Source organism: Microbacterium sp. NPDC056736, from assembly GCF_042790415.1.
Classification (GTDB): domain Bacteria; phylum Actinomycetota; class Actinomycetes; order Actinomycetales; family Microbacteriaceae; genus Microbacterium.
The window spans coordinates 93658-112655 of record NZ_JBHTZE010000002.1 but is presented as its reverse complement, the minus strand read 5'-3'; the positions used below and the strand labels follow the sequence as shown (position 1 = coordinate 112655).

Annotated in this window: 16 protein-coding genes; 3 read left to right on the top strand and 13 right to left on the bottom strand. The window is 71.4% G+C overall.

All coding sequences use genetic code 11. The features are described from left to right. Nucleotides 1-3 precede the first annotated feature (3 nt). From murC to ACFRAL_RS04955, 11 genes are all read right to left on the bottom strand, one after another. Nucleotides 4-1410, bottom strand: a complete 1407-nt coding sequence (murC, locus tag ACFRAL_RS05005) for a UDP-N-acetylmuramate--L-alanine ligase (protein WP_378880484.1) — start codon at nt 1408-1410, stop codon at nt 4-6. A gap of 75 nt (nt 1411-1485) precedes the next feature. Continuing rightward, entirely contained in the window at nt 1486-2571 is a 1086-nt protein-coding gene (locus ACFRAL_RS05000; RefSeq protein ID WP_378880481.1) for a glycosyltransferase, read from the bottom strand. 148 nt (nt 2572-2719) lie between these two features. Beyond that, nucleotides 2720-4015: a putative lipid II flippase FtsW gene (gene ftsW / locus ACFRAL_RS04995; RefSeq protein WP_336397789.1), complete on the bottom strand. Its 1296-nt coding sequence runs from the start codon at nt 4013-4015 to the stop codon at nt 2720-2722. Continuing rightward, entirely contained in the window at nt 3942-5519 is a 1578-nt protein-coding gene (gene murD, locus ACFRAL_RS04990; RefSeq protein ID WP_378880477.1) for a UDP-N-acetylmuramoyl-L-alanine--D-glutamate ligase, read from the bottom strand. The genes ftsW and murD overlap by 74 nt, the downstream gene beginning before the upstream one ends. Then, on the bottom strand, nt 5516-6628 hold the full coding sequence (gene mraY, locus ACFRAL_RS04985; protein WP_336397787.1) for a phospho-N-acetylmuramoyl-pentapeptide-transferase: 1113 nt from the start codon (nt 6626-6628) through the stop codon (nt 5516-5518). Before mraY ends, murD begins: the two co-directional genes overlap by 4 nt. After that, nucleotides 6625-8040, bottom strand: coding sequence for a UDP-N-acetylmuramoyl-tripeptide--D-alanyl-D-alanine ligase (murF, locus tag ACFRAL_RS04980; RefSeq protein ID WP_378880473.1), 1416 nt, complete (start codon nt 8038-8040; stop codon nt 6625-6627). The genes mraY and murF overlap by 4 nt, the downstream gene beginning before the upstream one ends. A 41-nt stretch (nt 8041-8081) precedes the next feature. Further along, complete coding sequence (locus ACFRAL_RS04975; RefSeq protein WP_378880469.1) at nt 8082-9869, bottom strand: peptidoglycan D,D-transpeptidase FtsI family protein; 1788 nt, start codon at nt 9867-9869, stop codon at nt 8082-8084. 49 nt (nt 9870-9918) lie between these two features. Next, on the bottom strand, nt 9919-10521 hold the full coding sequence (locus ACFRAL_RS04970) for a hypothetical protein (protein WP_336397784.1): 603 nt from the start codon (nt 10519-10521) through the stop codon (nt 9919-9921). Continuing rightward, nucleotides 10518-11471 carry a 16S rRNA (cytosine(1402)-N(4))-methyltransferase RsmH gene (gene rsmH, locus ACFRAL_RS04965; RefSeq protein ID WP_336398048.1) on the bottom strand — a complete coding sequence of 318 codons (954 nt, stop codon included), beginning with the start codon at nt 11469-11471 and terminating at the stop codon, nt 10518-10520. Before rsmH ends, ACFRAL_RS04970 begins: the two co-directional genes overlap by 4 nt. A 123-nt stretch (nt 11472-11594) precedes the next feature. Then, nucleotides 11595-12026 carry a division/cell wall cluster transcriptional repressor MraZ gene (gene mraZ, locus ACFRAL_RS04960; protein WP_336397783.1) on the bottom strand — a complete coding sequence of 144 codons (432 nt, stop codon included), beginning with the start codon at nt 12024-12026 and terminating at the stop codon, nt 11595-11597. 197 nt (nt 12027-12223) lie between these two features. Next, on the bottom strand, nt 12224-12589 hold the full coding sequence (locus ACFRAL_RS04955) for a DUF3040 domain-containing protein (RefSeq protein WP_336397782.1): 366 nt from the start codon (nt 12587-12589) through the stop codon (nt 12224-12226). Nucleotides 12590-12652: 63 nt separating this feature from the next. Here ACFRAL_RS04955 and ACFRAL_RS04950 point away from each other — a divergent pair, with 63 nt between their 5' ends. After that, nucleotides 12653-13747 (top strand): polyprenyl synthetase family protein, encoded by a 1095-nt coding sequence (locus ACFRAL_RS04950; RefSeq protein WP_378880464.1) that lies wholly within the window; start codon nt 12653-12655, stop codon nt 13745-13747. A 33-nt stretch (nt 13748-13780) separates the two neighbouring features. On the opposite strand, the gene ACFRAL_RS04945 is transcribed toward ACFRAL_RS04950, so the two are convergent. Then, the gene (locus ACFRAL_RS04945; protein ID WP_378880461.1) at nt 13781-14131 is read right to left on the bottom strand and encodes an Rv2175c family DNA-binding protein; all 351 of its coding nucleotides are present in this window, start codon (nt 14129-14131) and stop codon (nt 13781-13783) included. A 140-nt stretch (nt 14132-14271) separates the two neighbouring features. On the opposite strand from ACFRAL_RS04945, the gene ACFRAL_RS04940 reads away from it, so the two are divergent. Next, on the top strand, nt 14272-15513 hold the full coding sequence (locus ACFRAL_RS04940; RefSeq protein ID WP_378880458.1) for a LysM peptidoglycan-binding domain-containing protein: 1242 nt from the start codon (nt 14272-14274) through the stop codon (nt 15511-15513). 89 nt (nt 15514-15602) lie between these two features. Further along, on the top strand, nt 15603-17555 hold the full coding sequence (gene pknB, locus ACFRAL_RS04935; protein ID WP_378880455.1) for a Stk1 family PASTA domain-containing Ser/Thr kinase: 1953 nt from the start codon (nt 15603-15605) through the stop codon (nt 17553-17555). A 91-nt stretch (nt 17556-17646) separates the two neighbouring features. On the opposite strand, the gene ACFRAL_RS04930 is transcribed toward pknB, so the two are convergent. Continuing rightward, nucleotides 17647-18984 (bottom strand): class II 3-deoxy-7-phosphoheptulonate synthase, encoded by a 1338-nt coding sequence (locus ACFRAL_RS04930; protein WP_336397777.1) that lies wholly within the window; start codon nt 18982-18984, stop codon nt 17647-17649. Between the last annotated feature and the right edge of the window lie 14 nt (nt 18985-18998).

Sequence of the window (18998 nt, the reverse complement as noted above, 5' to 3'; positions counted from 1 at the left end):
CTGCTACTCCCCCGTGCGCGTGCGGCCGAGAGCCTCGAGGACCTGCGGGATGATCTGGTAGACGTTGCCGCAGCCCAGGGTGATGACGTAGTCGCCGTCGCGGGCCACCGACGCCGTGTAGTCGGCCGCCTGCTGCCAGTCGGGCACGAAGTGCACGTGCGACGGGTCGGCGAACGCGCCGCTGACGAGCTCGCCCGTCACGCCGGGCACCGGGTCCTCGCGCGCCCCGTACACGTCGAGCATGACGGTGTGGTCGGCGTACCGCTCGAGCACCTCGGCGAACTCGCGGTACATCTCCTGCGTCCGCGAATAGGTGTGGGGCTGCTGGATCGCGATGATGCGGCCGTCGCCGACGACGGTCCGTGCGGCGGCCAGCGCCGCGGCGACCTCGGTGGGGTGGTGGGCGTAGTCGTCGAAGACGCTGACGCCGCGCTCGACGCCGTGCAGCTCGAACCGGCGGACCGTGCCCGCGAACCCCTCGACGGCACGGACGGCCGGATCGAGGTCGTGGCCGAGGGTCAGCAGCACCGCGACGGCGCCGGCGGCGTTGATCGCGTTGTGCGCGCCGGGGACCGGCAGCTGCGCGTCGACGGTGCGCCCGTCGTAGGTGACGCGGAACGCCACGGGGCCGTCGGTGACGATGTCGCTCACGCGCACGGCGGCGTCGTCGGCCTCGCCGAACGTGACGACGTGCGCGTGCGTGAGGCGGGCGGCGACCAGCTGCGCACCGGGGTCGTCGGACGAGATCACGACGGCCTCGCGTGCCTCGTCGGCGAAGCGCGCGAACGCCTCGTAGAACGCCTCGCGGGTGCCCCAGTGGTCGAGATGGTCGGGGTCGACGTTCGTGATGAGCGCGACCGACGTGTCGTAGAGCAGGAACGTGCCGTCGGACTCGTCGGCCTCGATGACGAAGAGGTCGTCCGAGCCGCTGCCGCTGGACACGCCGAGCTGGGCGATGACGCCGCCGTTGACGAACGTCGGCTGGACGCCGAGGTCGTGCAAGGCCGTGACGATCATGCCCGTCGACGTCGTCTTGCCATGGGCTCCGGCGACTGAGACGAGGCGCCGCCCGCCGATGAGCCAGTACAGCGCCTGGGAGCGGTGGATGACGTGCAGGCCGCGCTGCTTCGCCAGCACGAACTCCGGGTTCTCGGGCCAGATCGCACCGGTGTGCACGACGGTGTCGACGTCGTCGGCGAGGTTCGCCGCGTCGTGCCCGACGTGCACCGTGGCTCCGAGTCCGGCCAGCTCGCGAAGCGCCGCGCTGTCGGCACGGTCGGACCCCGACACGCGGATGCCGCGCTCGAGGAACATGCGGGCCAGCCCCGACATGCCGGATCCGCCGATGCCGATGAAGTGGGCCGCGGAGATGTCGTCGGGAATGGGGAGGGTGAGATCGGGTCTGATCATGACCGTCCAATCCTAAGTTGGGCGGCCGGCGCCTCGGGCAGGGCGCGCTGACCGTCCCCGGCTCGGTGGTCCTCGTCAGCCCCGGAGTGCGGCGTCGATCATCGCGACGACGTTCTGCGTCCCCGAGCGCGTGCCGACGGATGCCGCGGCCGCCGCCATCGCCGCACGCCGGGCGTCGTCGCCCAGGAGCGGGATGACCTCGGAGCGGACGCGCTCCCCCGTGAAGTCGGCATCCGGGATCAGCACGGCCGCGCCCGCGCGGACGGCGGACGACGCGTTGAGCGCCTGCTCGCCGTTGCCGACGGCGTAGGGGACGTAGACCGTCGGGATGCCGAGGGCGCTGATCTCGCTGACGGTCGCGGCGCCCGCGCGCGACACGATCGCGTCGGCGAGGGCGAACGCGAGGTCCATGCGGTCGACGTAGCGGCGCACGACGTAGCCGGGCGCACCGGGGTCGGAGAGTTCGGAACGCTCCCCCGTGATGTGCAGCAGCTGCCAGCCGGCGTCGAGGACGTCGCGCCAGGCGGCGCCGTGGCCCTCGCCGAAGGCCTCGTTGAGACGCTGAGCCCCGAGTGACCCGCCGAACACCAGCAGCACGGGCCGGGCGGGGTCGAGCCCGAAGTGGGCGGCCGCCTCGGCGCGGAGTGCGACGCGGTCGAGAGTGACGATCTCGCGGCGCAGCGGCATCCCCACCACCCGCGATCGCTTGAGCGGGGTGCCCTCGAAGGCCACGCCGACGCCGGCGGCCCGGCGGGCGCCGAGCACGTTCGCCAGTCCCGGGCGCGCATTCGCCTCGTGGACCACGAACGGCACGCGCTCACGGCGCGCCGCGACGTAGGCGGGTGCCGAGGCGTAGCCGCCGAAGCCCACGACGACGTCGACGCCGCGTGCGCGGATGTGGGCGCGCACCTGTGCGATCGCGCGCGGGAACCGCGCCGGAAAGGCTGCGGCGGCCTTGTCGGGGCGCCGCGGGAACGGCACCTTGTCGACGAACAGCAGCTCGTAGCCCCGCTCGGGCACGAGGCGCGCCTCGAGCCCTTCTCGGGTGCCGAGGACGAGCACCACGGCCTCCGGGTCACGGGCGCGCAGTGCATCGGCGACCGCCAGGAGCGGGTTCACGTGTCCGGCGGTGCCGCCGCCGGCCAGGAGGTACGTCGTCACTCCCCGAGCCTACCCGGCTCGGTCCTTCCGGGTTTGGGGCGCACCGCGTCCGTTCGGGGCGCACCTCGCGCGCCCCGAGCGCACAGGGCGCGCCCCAAACCTGGGAGAAGAGACCGGGGGCGTCCGAGGCCGGCGGCAACGACCGCGGTCAGCGGACGGCGCGCAGCTTCGCCCGCTCGCGCGCGGCGCGCACCTCGGCGATGCGCGCCTCGCGTCGCGCGACGGAGGCCGGCAGGGTGCGGGCGAAGGCCAGCAGGACGCCGGCCGCCACGAGCACCGACAGCAGCGACGTGCCGCCCTGCGACATGAACGGCAGGGGCACGCCCAGCACCGGGAAGACGCGCAGCACCACGCCGATGTTGATGAGCGCCTGGCCGACGATCCAGACCGTGATGCCGCCGGCGGCGATGCGCACGAACGGGTCGTCCGTCTTGCGGATGATGTGGAACGCGCCGACCGCGAAGAGGGCGAACAGCGTCAGCACCACCGCGCAGCCGATGAGCCCGAGCTCCTCGCCGACGATCGCGAAGATGTAGTCGTTGGCCGCCGCGGGCAGCCAGTCGTACTTCTCGCGCGAGTTGCCGAGCCCGAGCCCGAAGATGCCGCCGCTGGCGAGACCCCAGATGCCGTGCAGCGGCTGGTAGCAGTCGTTGAAGTAGTCGTCGAGGCAGTTGGGGTTGAGGAAGCTCATGAACCGCCGCATGCGGTCGGGGCTCGTCAAGAAGTAGAACGCGACGAAGCCGACCGCGGCCACCATCGGCAGGATGAACACGCGCAGCTTCACGCCGGAGAAGAAGAGCCCGCCGAGCACCACCAGGACGAGGATCATCGCGGTGCCGAGGTCACGGCCCGCGATCACGGTCGCGATCGCCAGCCCCGCCACCGGCACGAGCGGGATGTAGACGTGGCGCCAGTCGGCCAGCAGCGTGCGCTTGCGGAACAGCACGAACGCCACCCACAGGGCGAGGGCGAGCTTGAGGAACTCCGACGGCTGCGCCTGCACGCCGCCGACGTTGATCCAGTTGCGGTTGCCGTCCATGTCGATGCCCAGCGGCGTGAACACCAGGAGCTGCAGCGCGATCGCCGCGATGAGGGCCGGCCAGGCCACCCGTTTGAAGAAGGTCAGCGGCAGCCGGCTGGCGATGAGCATGAGCGGGATGCCGATCGCGGCGAAGGCGACCTGCTTGATGACGTCCTCCCACGGCGCCACGCCGCGCGCGGTCGCGATCGCCGACGTCGCCGACAGCACCATCACCAGCCCGAAGACCGTCAGCAGCAGCGTCGTGGACGCGATGAGCAGGAACTCGCTCGGCACCGGGGCGAAGATGCGCCCGAGGGAGACCCGCGCGGCGAGCCCGCGGCGCGCGGAGTCAGTGTCCTCGGCGCTCGTCGGTGTCGGACCCGTCCGGGTCGGCCGGGTCCGAGGCGGCTGCGTCGTGGTCACCCGTCTCCCCTGTCCCGATCCGATCCCGTACCGCGGCGGCGAACCTGCGGCCGCGGTCTGCGTATGACGTGAACTGGTCGAAGGATGCTGCGGCGGGAGCGAGGAGAACCACGTCCCCGTCGCGCGCCACCGCCGCCGCCAGTTCGACGACCTGCGCCATGACCTCTTCAGTCTCATCGGCCTCGACCTCGAACACGGGCACCGCCGGCGCGTGTCGCTCGAACGCGGCGACCACCTCCGCCCGCTCGAGGCCGATGACGATGGCCGCCTTCGTTCCGGCGCCCCTGCCGGCGACGAGAGCCGAGATGTCGACGCCCTTCAGCAGGCCGCCGACCACCCACACCGCACCGGGATACGCCGCGAGCGACGACGCGGCGGCGTGCGGGTTCGTGGCCTTCGAGTCGTCGATCCAGGTGATGCCGGCGTGCCGGGCGACCACCTCGATGCGGTGGGGGTCGAGGCGGAAGCCGCGCAGCGCGTCGCGGATCGCGAGCGGCGGCACGCCCAGCGAGCGCGCGAGGGCGGCGGCGGCGAGGATGTTCGCCACGATGTGGGGTGCCGCCAGCCCGAGCTGCGTCAGCTCGTCGACCGTCGACAGCTCCAGTGCGCTCTTGTGCCGGTCCTCGAGGAAGGCGCGGTCGACGAGGATGCCCTCGACGACGCCGAGGTCGCTCGGGCCGGGCACGCCGAGATCGAAGCCGATGGCCCGCGCGCCCTCGATCACATCGGCGTCCTCGACCATGCGCCTGGTCGCGGCATCCGCCTTGTTGTACACGCACGCGACGCGGGTGTTGTCGTAGACGTGCGCCTTCGCGTCGCGGTAGTCGTCGAACGAGCCGTGCCACTCGAGGTGGTCGTCGGCGAGGTTCAGGCACACCGCCGCGTGCGGCGAGACCGGCTCGGGACCGCTCTGCAGGCCCAGGTACCAGAGCTGGTGGCTCGAGACCTCGACCACGAGCGCGTCGAATCCCGAGGGGTCGCGCACCGCATCGAGGACCGGCGTGCCGATGTTGCCGACCGGCGCCGCCCGCAGCCCGCCGCCGACGAGCATGGCGGCCGTCAGGCGCGTCGTGGTCGTCTTGCCGTTCGTCCCGGTGATGAGGATCCAGTCCGCCGGGGTGCCGTCCGCGCGCAGCACCTTGTCGCGGACGCGCCATGCCAGCTCGACGTCGCCCCACAGCGCGATGCCGCGCTCGCGCGCCCACGTGATGACCGGATGCCTCGGCGAGAAGCCCGGGGAGGCGACGACGACGTCGGGCTCGAACCCGGAGAGCTCGGCCGGCACGGAGCCGAGGGGCCCGGTCCAGAGCCGGACGCCGATGACGGGCAGCAGGCGCTCGTACTCCTCGTCGGCCCTCTCGGTCACGACGAGGACGTCGGCGCCGAGCTCGGCGAGCGTGTCGGCGACCGAGAAGCCGGTGACCGAGAGCCCGAGCACGGCGACCCGCAGCCCCTTCCAGTCGGCGTTCCAGCTGGTCAGGGTGGCCAGGCGTTCCGAGGTCATGTGCGGGAGAGCCATTCGACGTAGAAGAATCCGACACCCGACACCGCGAGCAGGCCGGCGATGATCCACATGCGGACCACGATGGTCACCTCGGACCAGCCGCGCATCTCGAGGTGATGGTGGAAGGGGCTCATCAGGAAGAGCCGCTTGCCGCGGGTGATCTTGAAGTACAGCCGCTGGAGGATCACCGAGCCGGGGGCGATGACGAAGACGCCGGCGACGAGGACCGCCAGCAGCTCGGTGCGGGTCAGGATCGCCATGGCGGCCAGGACTCCGCCGATCGCCATCGATCCGACGTCGCCCATGAAGACGTTCGCCTTGGGCGCGTTCCACCACAGGAAGCCGACCAGGGCGCCGACGAACGACGCGGAGACGATGGCCAGGTCGAAGGGGTCGCGCGTCGGGTAGCACGCGGCCTTCGCCGCGGCCGACAGCGCCTCGCCTCCCCAGCACGCCTGGTTGAACTGCCAGAAGGCGATCAGGCTGTAGGCGCCCGCGACGAAGATGCCCGAGCCGGCCGCGAGCCCGTCGAGCCCGTCGGTCACGTTGGTGCTGTTCGAGAAGGCGACGCCGATGAACGACACCCAGGCGAGGTAGAGGATCCAGCCGACGATGAGACCGAGCGCCATGAACGAGAGCACGGGCACGTCTCGGAAGACGGAGATGTAGGGCGAGGCGGGGGTCTGCCCGTACTGGTTGGGGAAGCTGAGCGCCACGATGCCGAACGGCACCGTCACGATCACCTGGCCGAGGATCTTGCGCCAGCCGCTCAGTCCCATGAACTTCTGCTGACGAACCTTCATGTAGTCGTCGATGAAGCCGACCGCGCCGAGGCCGACCATCATCCATATCACCAGCAGGCCCGAGATCGTGGGCGGGTTGTTGCCCGCGAAGCCGCCGACGAGGTATCCGACGATGGTTCCGACGATGAAGATCGTCCCGCCCATGGTGGGCGTGCCGCGCTTGGTCTGGTGATTGGGGTTGCGGATGTCCTCCGGGGTCCGGATCACCTGGCCCCAGCCCCATCGGCGGAAGAGCCGGAGGAAGACCGGCGTGAGGAACAGGGTGAATGCCAGCGAGATCGCTGCCGCGGTAAGGAGTGATCTCACGAGAACGATTCTCCCAGACGATCGCCGAGGAACCGCAGTCCCGCCGAGTTGGAGGACTTCACCAGCACGCGGTCGCCCTCGCGCAGCTCGCCCCGCAGGTAGTCGAACGCCTCGTCGGCGGTCGAGAAGAAGACCGCCTCGTTGTCCCACGAACCCTGCGCGACGGCCTCGAGGTACATGCGGCGCGCCGCGTCGCCCACCACCACGATCCGCTGGATGCCCAGGCGCACCGCCAGCAGCCCGACGCGGTCGTGCTCCTCCTCGGAGTACTCGCCGAGCTCGCTCATCGCGCCCAGCACCGCCACCGTGCGCTCGCCCGGACCGGTGATCTGCGCGAGTGTGCGCAGGGCTGCCGCCATGGAGTCGGGGCTGGCGTTGTAGGCGTCGTTGATGATGCGCACGCGGTCCGAGCCCAGCGGCTGCATCCGCCAGCGCTCGGCGATCTCGACCGTCTCCAGGCTCTCGACGGCGTCGGCGAGGGACACGCCGAGCGTCGTGGCCGCGGCGATGGCGGCCAGCGCGTTCATCACGTGGTGCTCGCCGAGCACCCGCAGTCGCAGCGGCAGCGAGACGCCGTCGGCGGTCACGGTGAACGAGGTTCCGGATGCCGTCACCACGACGTCGTCCGCCCGCACGTCGGTCGCACCCTGGCCGCGGCCGAACCAGCGGACACCCGCACCCGCCTCGGACGCGATGGGCGCCATCGCGGCGACCCGGGCGTCGTCGGCGTTGAGGACGGCCACGCCGCCCGCCCGCAGCGACTTCACCAGCTCGGACTTCGCGTGGAAGGTCCCCTCGATCCCGCCGAACCCGCCGGCGTGGGCCATCCCGACCATGAGCACGACGGCGACGTCCGGGTCGACGAGGCCGGCGAGGCGCGCGATGGCGCCGGGGCCGCTCGCCCCGAACTCGCTCACGAGGTACCTCGTCGACGCGGTCACGCGGAGCATGGTCAGGGGCGCGCCGACCTCGTTGTTGAACGACGCCTTCGGCGAGACGGTCTCGCCCTCCCCCTCCAGGATGCGGGCGAGCAGGTTCTTCGTCGTCGTCTTGCCGTTGGACCCCGTGATGCCGACGACGCGGAGGTCACCGGCATCCTTCACCCGCTTCACGACGTCGCGGGCGAGATCGGCCAGCGCCTCGACGGCGTCGGCCACGACGATCTGGCTCACCGGAGCCTCGACCGTCCGCTCCACGATCGCGAGGGCCGCGCCCTTCCCGGCGGCGGCGTCGACGAACAGGTGGCCGTCGGTCTCCTCGCCGGGCTTCGCGACGAACACGCCGCCCGCCTCGATGAGCCGGGAGTCGGTGTCGACGGCGCCCGAGATGACGGTGTCGGCGGTGGCGCCGGGGGCGAGATGAAGCTCGCCCGAGACGGCGTGGGCGATCTGGGCGATGGTGAGCGCGATCATGTGGGGAGTACTCCGGCCCTCAGCTGGAATCCGGCACGGGACTACCCGAACTTGGGCAGCAGCTCCGGCGACGACGTCGAGGGCATGACGCGATACGTCTTCAGAACCTGGGTCATGGCCTTCTGGAACGCGGTCGCATTGGCCGCAGACGATGTTACCTTCGTCGGCTCGTCGAGGGTGACGACCACCACGTACTCGGGATCGTCGGCGGGCGCGAACCCGACCATGGTCGTGTAGTAGACACCCGCCTTGTAGCCGCCGTTGACGAGGTCGGGCTTCTCACCGGTGCCCGTCTTGCCGCCCAGGCGATAGCCCGGGATCTCGACCGTCTTGGCGTACGGCGCCTGCAGGAAGACGTTCTCGAGCATCTCGCGCATGTGCGCCGACGTGGTCTCGCTGATCACCTGCTCGGGCTCGGCGAGCTCCGGCGTCACCACGGTGCCGTCGGGCCGGGTGCACGACTCGACGATCGTCAGCGGCATCATCACGCCGTCGTTCACGATCGCCCCGTAGGCCCGGGCGAGCTCGGGCATCGTGGTCGTGACGCCCTGCCCGAACGACGTGTTGTACGCCGTCTGCGCGCCCCACTCCGACACCGGGTGGATCAGCCCGTTGCCCTCGAGCGGGTAGGTCGAGCCGGTGCCGGCGCCGATGCCGAAGCGCGTCAGGTAGTCGAAGCGCGTCTGGTTGTCGACCCGCTCGCTGAACTTGGAGATGCCGACGTTCGAGGAGTCGATGAGCACGCCGGTCAGCGTGTAGAGGTTCGCGGGGTGCTGGAACGCGTCGCGCACGCGCGCACCGTTCGGGAAGGTCTCCAGCCCCGACGCGGTGACCGTGGAATGCGGCGTCTGACCGCCGGCGTCGATGACGGTGGCGGCGGTGAGCGCCTTGAACGTCGACCCGGGCTCGAAGGAGCCGCGGAAGATCTCGCTGGTCCGGTCCTCCGCATCGGTGGCGTCCACGTCGTTGGGGTCGACGGTCGGGTACTCCGCCGCCGCACGCACCTTGCCGGTCTTCACCTCGTAGACGAGGACCGACCCGTGCTGGGCGGCCATGTTCTGCGTCTGCTCGGCGATGAGCTGCTGCAGGTACCACTGCAGGTCGCGGTTGATGGTCAGCTGCAGCGTGCCGCCGTCCTGCGCGGGCACCTCCGTCTCGGTGCCGGGGATGACGACGCCGTCCTTGCCCTTCTCGTAGCTGCGGCTGCCGTTCTCGGCGGCCAGGCAGTCGTTCTGCGACTTCTCCAGTCCCTCGAGCGCCTCGCCGTCGGTGCCCATGAACCCGACGAGGTTGCCCGCGACGGCGCCGTCGGGGTACGCGCGCGCCGGGTGGGAGATGCACGTGATGTACGGTGCCTCGAGGTCGGCGAGAGCCCGGAACTGCTCGGTCGATACGCCCTTCTTCAGCTGCGCGTAGCGCGAGTACTGGTCGGCGGCCAGGGCGGTGCCGACGATCTCGCGCACCTCCTCCGGAGTCTGACCGGTGATGCGGGCGACGTCGCTGGACAGGTCCCCCCACAGCGGCGCGTCGGACTCGCCCTCCAGCACCTGGGCGTCGATCTGCGTGATCAGCAGGGGGTCGAGCTGGCAGTCGTAGCGGAGGATGCTGCCGGCCAGCGTCTGCCCGCTCTCATCGACGATCTGCCCGCGCGTCCCGTAGAGGGTCTGGGAGCTTGCGAACGCCGTGTCCAGCGAGTCCTGGATGTGCTCGTCGGCGTTGACGACCTGGATGTCGACCAGGCGCACGATGAAGCCGGCGAGGACGGCGAGGACGACGGCGAGGGCCACGACGGTCCGGCGGCGGGGGCTTCTCGTGCTGCGTGTCGTCATCTGCGTGAGTCGTCGTCTCGGTCTCGATCGCCGTGGGGTGTGTCCGGGTTCAGTGTGTGCTCGGGACCGGCAGTCCCTCGGTGATCGGCGGCGGTGTGTTGCCGACACCGGCGTCGCCGGGACCCGCCGTCTGCACCGGGACGCCGTCGATGGTGGCGTCGGGGACGGTGACCAGCGGTGTGTCGGTGATGAGGGCGTTGGGCACCGCGCCGCGGCCGATCGCGTCGACCGACGAGGCCCCCATCGCGACCTCCGAGGGCCCGAGGATCGCACCGTCGCTCAGCCGCAGGTAGCTCGGCGCCTCATTGATCACCATGCCCAGCGCGGCGGCGTTGGCCGCGAGGTACTGCGGCGAGCTGAGGCCCGCGACGTCGTCGTAGAGGATCTGCTTCTCGTACGTCAGGTCGCGCTGCTGGCTCGTCAGGGCGGCGATCTCGTACGTCCCCTGGGTCGTCATGATCGACAGCGCCATCTGCGCGCCGGCGATGAGGAACGCCCCGAGCACCGCGATGACGCCGTAGAGGAGCTTCGGGCGGCGGCGCCGGGCGGGAGCCTCGACGACCCGCAGTCCGCGGCGCGGGTCGCCGACGCGATCCGGCGCGACGGCACCCCTGGTCCGCGCGGGAGCGGCGAGGGCGTTCGCGGTGCTCATGAGTCCTCCTTCACTCGCTCGGCGGCACGCAGGCGCACCGGCGTCGCGCGCGGGTTGACCGCGCGCTCTTCGTCGGTGGCCAGCTCGGCGCCTTTGACGAGCAGCCGGAACCTGGGGGCGTGCTCGGGGAGCTCGACCGGCAGGCCCCGGGGCGCGGTCGAGGCCGAGGCATCCGCGAGGGCGCGCTTGACGAGCCGGTCCTCGAGCGACTGGTACGACAGCACGACGATGCGACCGCCGACCGGCAGGATGCCGAGCGCCGACGGGATGGCCCGCTCGAGCACCGACAGCTCGCGGTTGACCTCGATGCGCAGCGCCTGGAAGACCCGCTTGGCGGGGTGCCCGGTGCGCTGCGCGGCCGCCGGCGTCGCCGCCTGGAGGATCTCGACCAGCCGGCCGGAGCGCTCGATCGGCGCCTCCGCCCGGGCGGCGATGATGGCGCGGGCGTAGCGTCCGGCGAGCTTCTCCTCGCCGTACCGCTCGAAGATGCGGCGCAGGTCGCCCTCGCCGTAGGTCGCGAGCACCTCGGCCGCGGTGGTGCCGGCGGACTGGTCCATGCGCATGTCCAGCGGCGCGTCCTGCGCGTAGGCGAAGCCGCGATCGGCCACGTCCAGCTGCAGCGACGAGACGCCGAGGTCGAACAGGATGCCGTCGGCTGCGGCGAAGCCGGCCGAGGCGACGGCATCCGCGATCCCGTCGTAGACGGTGTGCACGAGGTGCACGCGGTCGCCGAAGCGGGCGAGCCGCTCCCCCGCGATCCGCAGCGCGTCGGTGTCGCGGTCGAGTCCGACCAGGTGGAGCCCGGGGAATCGCTCGAGGAACGCCTCGGAGTGCCCACCCATGCCGAGGGTCGCGTCGACGAAGACCGCGCCGTCCCGCTTGAGGGCGGGGGCGAGCAGCTCGATGCAGCGCTCGAGCATGACCGGGGTGTGGATGTCGCGCAGGTTCATGATCGACAGGGCATCCGCGGATCCCGTCCCCTGGAGCCTGATCCCCATCCGCTCTGACCTGGCACCGGGGAAGTGGCGTCAGGGCGGGAGCGGCTGGGAGTCGGGCTTCAGGCGACGTGAGCCTCAGAACAGGCCCGGAATCACCTCCTGCTCCAGCTCGGCGTAGCTCTCTTCGTTGGCCTCTGCGTAGGTGTTCCACGCAGCGGCGTCCCAGATCTCGGCATGAGCGCCCACGCCGGTGACGACGAGGTCGCGCTCCAGGCCGGCATATGCGCGCAGCGGAGGGGGGATCGTGATGCGGTTCTGACCGTCGGGCTTCTCGGCACTGGCACCCGAGAGGAACATGCGCAGGAAGTCGCGCGCCTGCTTGTTCGCGAGCGGCGCCTCGCGGATGCGGTCATGCACCCGCTCGAACTCCTTCTCGCTGAACACGTACAGGCAGCGGTCCTGTCCGCGCGTCACGACGACACCCCCACCAAGGTCGTCGCGGAACTTGGCCGGGAGGATGACGCGCCCTTTGTCATCCAGCTTGGGTGTGTGGGTACCCAAAAGCATCGGTACATCACACCCCCTTCAATCCGGCCCCCCGGGATGTCCGCCACTTTACTCCACTCTCCTCCACTTGACCACCATTTCTCGCTACCGGTTCTCCGCCGCCCCCACTCGGCACCGCTCGGGGTGCCTGCGGGCACGAAAAAAAGCACCGACCCGAAGGTCGGTGCTTTGTTCTGCTGCTCAGGCGGCGGGGACGCTCAGCGCTCCTCCTGCCGCCTGTCCCAGCGATCGTTCATGCGATCCATGAACGAAGAGTTGGACTGCGCTCTGGGGGGCCGCTCGGGCTCGACGCGCGCCTTGCCGGGACCGCGGCCGGGGGTGATCGCGAGGATCACGCCGCCCAGCATCACGACGAACCCGATGACGCCGACGACGATCAGCTGCTGCGAGACGCCGACGATGAGCCCACCGAGGCCGAGCAGCACGAGGATCGTGCCGTAGACGATGTTGCGATAGCTCAGTGAGCGTCCGCCGCGGGGCGCGCTGACGACGTCCGCGTCGTTGCGCATGAGATGGCGTTCCATCTCGTCCAGCAGGCGCTGCTCCTGTTCGGAGAGTGGCATGCATCCCCCTCTGTACTTCGGTGGCTCGATTGTACGCGTGCCTTTCGTCACTAGGCTAGGCCCGTGTCCGCCCTCGCAGAGCCGATCGAAGCCATTTCCCAGCGAGTGGACATGTTCGTCACGGTCAGGCGACAGGATGTCGCCGACGCCGGCCCCGAGGCCGCCCGTTTCGTCGATGCGGCCGCCGATGCGGTGACGGGCGGGAAGCGCCTGCGCGGCCGATTCTGCATCGCCGGGTGGAGGGCGGTGGAGGAAGCGGCGTCACCCGCGGGCGACGCCCCCGAGCCGGTGCTCGCGGCCGCCGCGGCACTGGAGGTCTTCCACGCCGCGGCGCTCGTGCACGACGACCTCATCGACAACTCCGACACCCGCCGCGGCCGCCCGTCCGCGCATCGCGCGCTGGAGGAGGGCCACCGCCGCGCCGGCTGGGCCGGCGACGCGGACGACTTCGGCCGCTCGGCGGCGATCCTGGTCGGCGACCTGCTCGTGGCGTGGAGCGACGACCTCCTCGAGGAGGGCCTGACCGGGCTCTCCCCCGACCGCGCCGCCGCCGCCCGCCGCCAGTACGCGCTGATGCGCCGCGAGGTCACGCTCGGGCAGTTCCTCGACATCGCCGAGGAGTCGGCGTTCGTGAGCGAGCCGGACGACCGCCACGCGGAGCGCGCGCTGCGCGTCGCGTCGTACAAGTCCGCGCGGTACAGCGTGCAGCAGCCGCTCGCGATCGGTGCCGCGATGGCCGGGGCGGATGCCGCGCAGGAGGCCGCCCTCGCCGCGTTCGGGCATCCGCTCGGCATGGCCTTCCAGCTGCGCGACGATGTGCTCGGGGTGTTCGGCGACGAGGCCGCGACCGGCAAGCCGTCCGGCGACGACCTGCGCGAGGGCAAGCGCACGGTGCTGATCGCCTACGCGCGAGAGGCCCTGGCGGCCCCCGCACGGCGGATCCTCGACGAGATGGTGGGCGATCCCGGGCTGGACGCGCAGCAGATCGCCTCGCTGCAGCAGACGATCGTCGACACCGGCGCGCTGGACCGGGTCGAGCAGCTCATCGCGCAATACGCCCATGAGGCCGACCGCGCGCTCTCGGGCGCCCGCCTCGGCAACGCGGCGGTGGGTGCGCTGCGCGACCTGGCACACGCCGCGACCGTCCGGACGACCTGAGGCCCGCCTCTTCCCCGGCGGAGACGCCCCCGATCAGGCGAGGGTGCGGGCGACCCGGCGGACCTCGCTCTTGCGACCGGCCAGGAGCGCCTCGATCGGCGCGGCGCCGATGGTCTCCTCCGGCGTCAGCAGCCAGTCGATCACCTCGTCGTCCGAGAAGCCGGCGTCGTGGAGCACGATCGCGGTGCCCCGCAGCGACGACAGCGGGTGCCCGTCGACCACGAAGACGGCCGGCACCTTGAGCACGCCGTCCCGGCGCGAGCCCACCAGGTGGGACTCGTCGAGGAGCCGGCGCACCCGGCCCAGAGGTTCGCCCAGCACCTCCACGAGCTCAGGAAGGGTGAGCCAATCGGTCTCGAAACGCGAAGAGTCGTCAGCGGTCACGAATGCAACTATCCCAGATCGCGCGCGGGCCGGATCCGGCGACTCCTGTCCCATCAGTCACACAAGCCCCTTTATCCACAGGCGTTGACACCAATAGACATCCGTGACAGCGTTTTCGGAGTCGACGGAGGGGGAGTCTCGTGCGATCAGTCCGGAGTACCAGCAACCAGGTCCACCAGGGCGTCGCCGCCTCGCGCGGCATCCCCGTCGGCGTCTCGGCGGCCGTCGTCGGCTCGATCGCGCTCGCGCTCTCGGCAGCTCCGGCTCACGCCGTGGGGACGGATGCCGCCTCCCGCGGCCCCCTCCCCGCTTCGCTGCACGGGCCCGGCGCGCCGGCGACCGTGCGGGCACTGCCGACCCCCGTCTCCGTCGCGGTGGGCGTGAACGCCTCCGTGCGCCCGACCCACGCGGCGTCGGCGACCTACACGGTTCAGCCGGGCGACACGGTCAGCGCGATCGCCGCGCGCTTCGGCCTGAGGGTCGCCGATGTCCTCGCCTTCAACGGACTCGGCTGGTCGTCGATCATCCAGCCGGGTCAGGTGCTGAAGCTCACCGGAACGGCGAGCCCCGCCCCGGCACCGACCACGCCGGCGCCGGCCGCACCCGCAGCCGGCGCGTACACCGTCGCCGCCGGCGACACCGTCAGCTCCATCGCCCGGCGGCACGGCACCACCGTCGGCGCCGTGCTGTCGGCCAACGGCCTGGGGTGGTCGTCGATCATCTACCCCGGACAGACGATCTCGATCCCGGGTGCGTCGGCGCCGGCGGCATCCGCCCCCTCCCCTGCTCCGGCTCCGGCCCCGGGCGCCGCGGCCGGGTCGTACACCGTCGCCGCGGGCGACACCGTCAGCGCGATCGCGGGCCGCCACGGCGTCTCCGTCGACGCGGTGCTCTCGGCCAACGGCCTCAGCCGGGCGTCGATCATCTACCCCGGCCAGACGCTGAAGATCCCGGCATCGGGTCCATCCGTCCCCGGGCTGACATCCGAGCAGGCGGCCAACGCGCACCTCATCGTGCGGATCGGCCGCGAGCTCGGCGCCTCGGACCGCGCCATCGCGATCGCACTCGGCACCGCGATGCAGGAGTCCTCGCTGCGCAACGTGACGTGGGGCGACCGGGACTCGCTGGGGCTCTTCCAGCAGCGTCCCAGCTACGGCTGGGGCAGCGAGGCCGAGGTGCAGGACGCGGCGCGCGCGACGCGGGTCTTCTTCGGCGGCGCGGGCGACCCGAACGGCGCGCGCACGCGCGGTCTCCTGGACATCCCCGGCTGGGAGGGCATGTCGTTCGCCCAGGCCGCGCAGGCCGTGCAGATCTCGGCGTACCCCGACGCGTATGCCCAGTGGGAGGCGCCCGCCTTCTCGTGGCTCGCCGCCCTCGGGTGAGGCCCGAGCCCGCCGAACCGTCGGTAACGGTACGGTCGCAGGGTGAGGCGCTCCGCCGGCTCGCAGGTGCGCGTCCGTAGACTCTCAGCGTGAGCACGAGTCAGCAGACGGACCCGCTGATCGGCCGTCTGGTCGACGGCCGGTACCGGGTGCGTGCTCGCATCGCGCGCGGCGGCATGGCCACCGTGTACGTCGCGACCGACCTGAGGCTGGAGCGCCGCATCGCCCTCAAGGTGATGCACGGGCACCTCAGCGACGACACCGTGTTCCAGAGCCGGTTCATCCAGGAGGCCCGCGCGGCCGCCCGACTGGCCGATCCGAACGTCGTGAACGTGTTCGACCAGGGCCAGGACGGCGACATGGCGTACCTCGTCATGGAGTACCTGCCGGGCATCACCCTGCGCGAGCTCCTGCGCGAGCAGCGCCGGCTGACCGTCCCGCAGGCGATCTCGATCCTCGACGCGGTGCTGTCGGGCCTCGCCGCCGCGCACAAGGCCGGCATCGTGCACCGGGACGTCAAGCCCGAGAACGTCCTGCTGGCCGAGGACGGCCGCATCAAGATCGGCGACTTCGGGCTCGCTCGCGCCACGACGGCCAACACCGCCTCGGGCGCCCAGCTCCTCGGCACGATCGCGTACCTCGCCCCCGAGCTGGTCACTCGCGGCACCGCCGACGCGCGCAGCGACATCTACGCCATCGGCATCATGCTGTACGAGATGCTCACCGGCGAGCAGCCCTACAAGGGCGAGCAGCCGATGCAGATCGCCTTCCAGCACGCGACCGACTCGGTCCCCCGCCCGAGCGTGAAGAATCCGGGCGTTCCCGAGCCGCTCGACGAGCTCGTGCTGTGGGCGACCGAGAGGTCGCCCGACGACCGTCCCCTCGACGCGCGCGAGATGCTGCAGCGCCTGCGCGAGATCGAGCGGGAGCTCGGCGTCGCGCCCGTCGTCGCCCGCACCGGCCCCATCGGGATCGTGCGCGACGACGGCGCCTCGACGGGCGAGCTCACGGCGGTCCTGCCCGGCACGCCGACCGGACCCACCACCGCCATGGGCGACGTCGACAACGCCGGGCGCCTGCGCCGGGCGACCCAGCGCCGGCGCACGCGCGGCGCCTGGCTCCTGATCGCGGTGCTCTTGCTGGCGACGCTCGCCGGCGGGCTCGGCTGGTACTTCGGGTCCGGTCCCGGGTCGCTCGTGGCCGTCGCCGACGTGTCCGGCATGACGTATGAAGAGGCATCCGCCCGCCTGCAGCAGGACACGCTCGTCGCCGTGCAGCAGGGTGAGAGCAGCCTCGACGTCGCCGCCGGTCTCGTCATCCGCACCGATCCGCCGCAGGGCTCGCGCGTCGACCGCGAGGCCCAGGTCAACGTCTTCGTCTCGCTCGGCCCGGCCGAGGCGACGTTCACGTCGTTCGCGGGCATGTCCGAGACCGACGCCCGCAGTGTGCTGAGCGAGCAGTCCGTCCAGACGGTCGACGAGAACGCCGAGTTCTTCACCGACGACGCTGCCGGCACGGTCGTCAACGTCTCGATCCGTCCGGCCGGAGCGCCGGAGGACGGCTCGCAGGACGTCGCCTGCTTCGAGGGATGCGTCGTGCACCAGGGCGACACCGCGCGGCTCTCGGTCTCGGTCGGACCGGTCCCGGACGTGGTGGATCAGAGCGAGGGCTCCGCGCGGAGCGCGCTCGAGGGTGTCGGACTCGTCGTGGCCGACGAGAGTGCCACCGAGGCGAGCGACGCGATCGAGGAGGGCCGCGTGATCCGCGTCAGCGGCCCCGAAGGACGCTCGTGGCAGCCGAACGACACGGTCACCCTCGTGGTGTCGACCGGTCCCCCGCTGTTCGAGGTGCCGAACGTCGTCGGCGACAGCCGTGACGAGGCGATCGAGAAGCTCGAGGGAGCCGGGTTCCAGGTGGACTACGCGGCGTTCTTCGGCGTCGTGCCCGACGACATCACCGAGGTGACGGCATCCGATCCCGCCGCCGGTGAGTTCCGGGTCCGCGGCACGCGCGTGTACATCCAGCTCACCGTCACCGGCTGAGCCGCCGCGCACCCCCACCCGGCCGACAGCACGGATCCCGGATGCCTCGGCGAGAGGCAGCCGGGATCGTCGTCGTGTCAGCGGCGTGAGATCAGCGCTTCTCGAGCTCCTCGGCCACGAGGAAGGCGAGCTCCAGGCTCTGCATGTGGTTCAGGCGCGGGTCGCACAGCGACTCGTAGCGGGTGGCGAGGGTGGCCTCGTCGATCTGCTCGGAGCCGCCCAGGCACTCGGTGACGTCGTCGCCGGTGAGCTCGACGTGGATGCCGCCCGGGAACGTGCCGACCGCGCGGTGCGCCTCGAAGAAGCCGCGGACCTCGTCGACGACGTCGTCGAAGCGACGCGTCTTGTAGCCGGTGGGCGTGGTGATGCCGTTGCCGTGCATGGGGTCGGTGACCCACAGCGGCACGGCTCCGGAGTCCTTGACGGCCTCCAGCAGCGGCGGCAGCGCATCGCGGATCTTGCCGGCGCCCATGCGCGTGATGAACGTGAGCCGGCCGGGCTCGCGTTCGGGGTCGAGCTTGTCGATGAGCGCGAGGGTCGTCTCGGGCGAGGTCGTCGGGCCGAGCTTCACGCCGATCGGGTTGCGGATCTTCGAGAAGTAGTCGACGTGAGCGCCATCGAGCTCGCGGGTGCGCTCGCCGATCCACAGGAAGTGCGCCGACGTGTTGTACGGCGTGTTCGTGCGGGAGTCGATGCGCGTCATCGGGCGCTCGTAGTCCATGAGCAGGCCCTCGTGGCCGGTGTAGAACTCGACGCGCTTGAGCTCGTCGAAGTCGGCGCCGGCAGCCTCCATGAACTTGATGGCCCGGTCGATCTCGGTCGCGAGGCGCTCGTACTGCTGGTTGGCCGGGTTCTGCGCGAAGCCCTTGTTCCACGAGTGCACCTCGCGGAGGTCGGCGAAACCGCCGGTCGTGAAGGCGCGGATCAGGTTGATCGTCGACGCCGCCGTGTGGTACCCCTTCAGCAGCCGCTCGGGGTTTGCCTGCCGCGAGTTCTCGGTGAAGTCGTAGCCGTTGACGATGTCGCCGCGGTACGCCGGCAGGGTGACGTCGCCTCGCGTCTCGGTGTCGCTCGAGCGGGGCTTGGCGAACTGACCGGCCATGCGCCCCATCTTCACGATCGGCATGGAGGCGCCGTACGTGAGCACGACCGCCATCTGCAGCACCGTCTTGATGCGGTTGCGGATCTGCTCGGCCGTGGCGCCGGCGAAGGTCTCGGCGCAGTCGCCGCCCTGCAGCAGGAACGCGTTGCCCGATGCGGCGCGCGCGAGCCGGTCGCGCAGGTTGTCGACCTCGCCGGCGAAGACGAGCGGGGGCAGCGTGGCCAGCTCAGCGGACACCGCAGCCACCGCCTCTGCGTCGGGCCACGCGGGCTGCTGCTTGATGGGCAGGGTCCGCCAGTGGTCGAGGGCATCGAGCTGCTGAAGCATCCCTCGATTCTAGC

What these genes read in the sequence shown, in the direction of transcription:
- murF (WP_378880473.1), bottom strand. Translation starts at nt 8,040, where the DNA reads ATGATCGCGCTCACCATCGCCCAGATCGCCCACGCCGTCTCGGGCGAG.
- ACFRAL_RS04975 (WP_378880469.1), bottom strand. Translation starts at nt 9,869, where the DNA reads ATGACGACACGCAGCACGAGAAGCCCCCGCCGCCGGACCGTCGTGGCC.
- murD (WP_378880477.1), bottom strand. Translation starts at nt 5,519, where the DNA reads ATGACCTCGGAACGCCTGGCCACCCTGACCAGCTGGAACGCCGACTGG.
- ACFRAL_RS04955 (WP_336397782.1), bottom strand. Translation starts at nt 12,589, where the DNA reads ATGCCACTCTCCGAACAGGAGCAGCGCCTGCTGGACGAGATGGAACGC.
- ACFRAL_RS04970 (WP_336397784.1), bottom strand. Translation starts at nt 10,521, where the DNA reads ATGAGCACCGCGAACGCCCTCGCCGCTCCCGCGCGGACCAGGGGTGCC.
- ACFRAL_RS04930 (WP_336397777.1), bottom strand. Translation starts at nt 18,984, where the DNA reads ATGCTTCAGCAGCTCGATGCCCTCGACCACTGGCGGACCCTGCCCATC.
- mraZ (WP_336397783.1), bottom strand. Translation starts at nt 12,026, where the DNA reads ATGCTTTTGGGTACCCACACACCCAAGCTGGATGACAAAGGGCGCGTC.
- murC (WP_378880484.1), bottom strand. Translation starts at nt 1,410, where the DNA reads ATGATCAGACCCGATCTCACCCTCCCCATTCCCGACGACATCTCCGCG.
- rsmH (WP_336398048.1), bottom strand. Translation starts at nt 11,471, where the DNA reads ATGAACCTGCGCGACATCCACACCCCGGTCATGCTCGAGCGCTGCATC.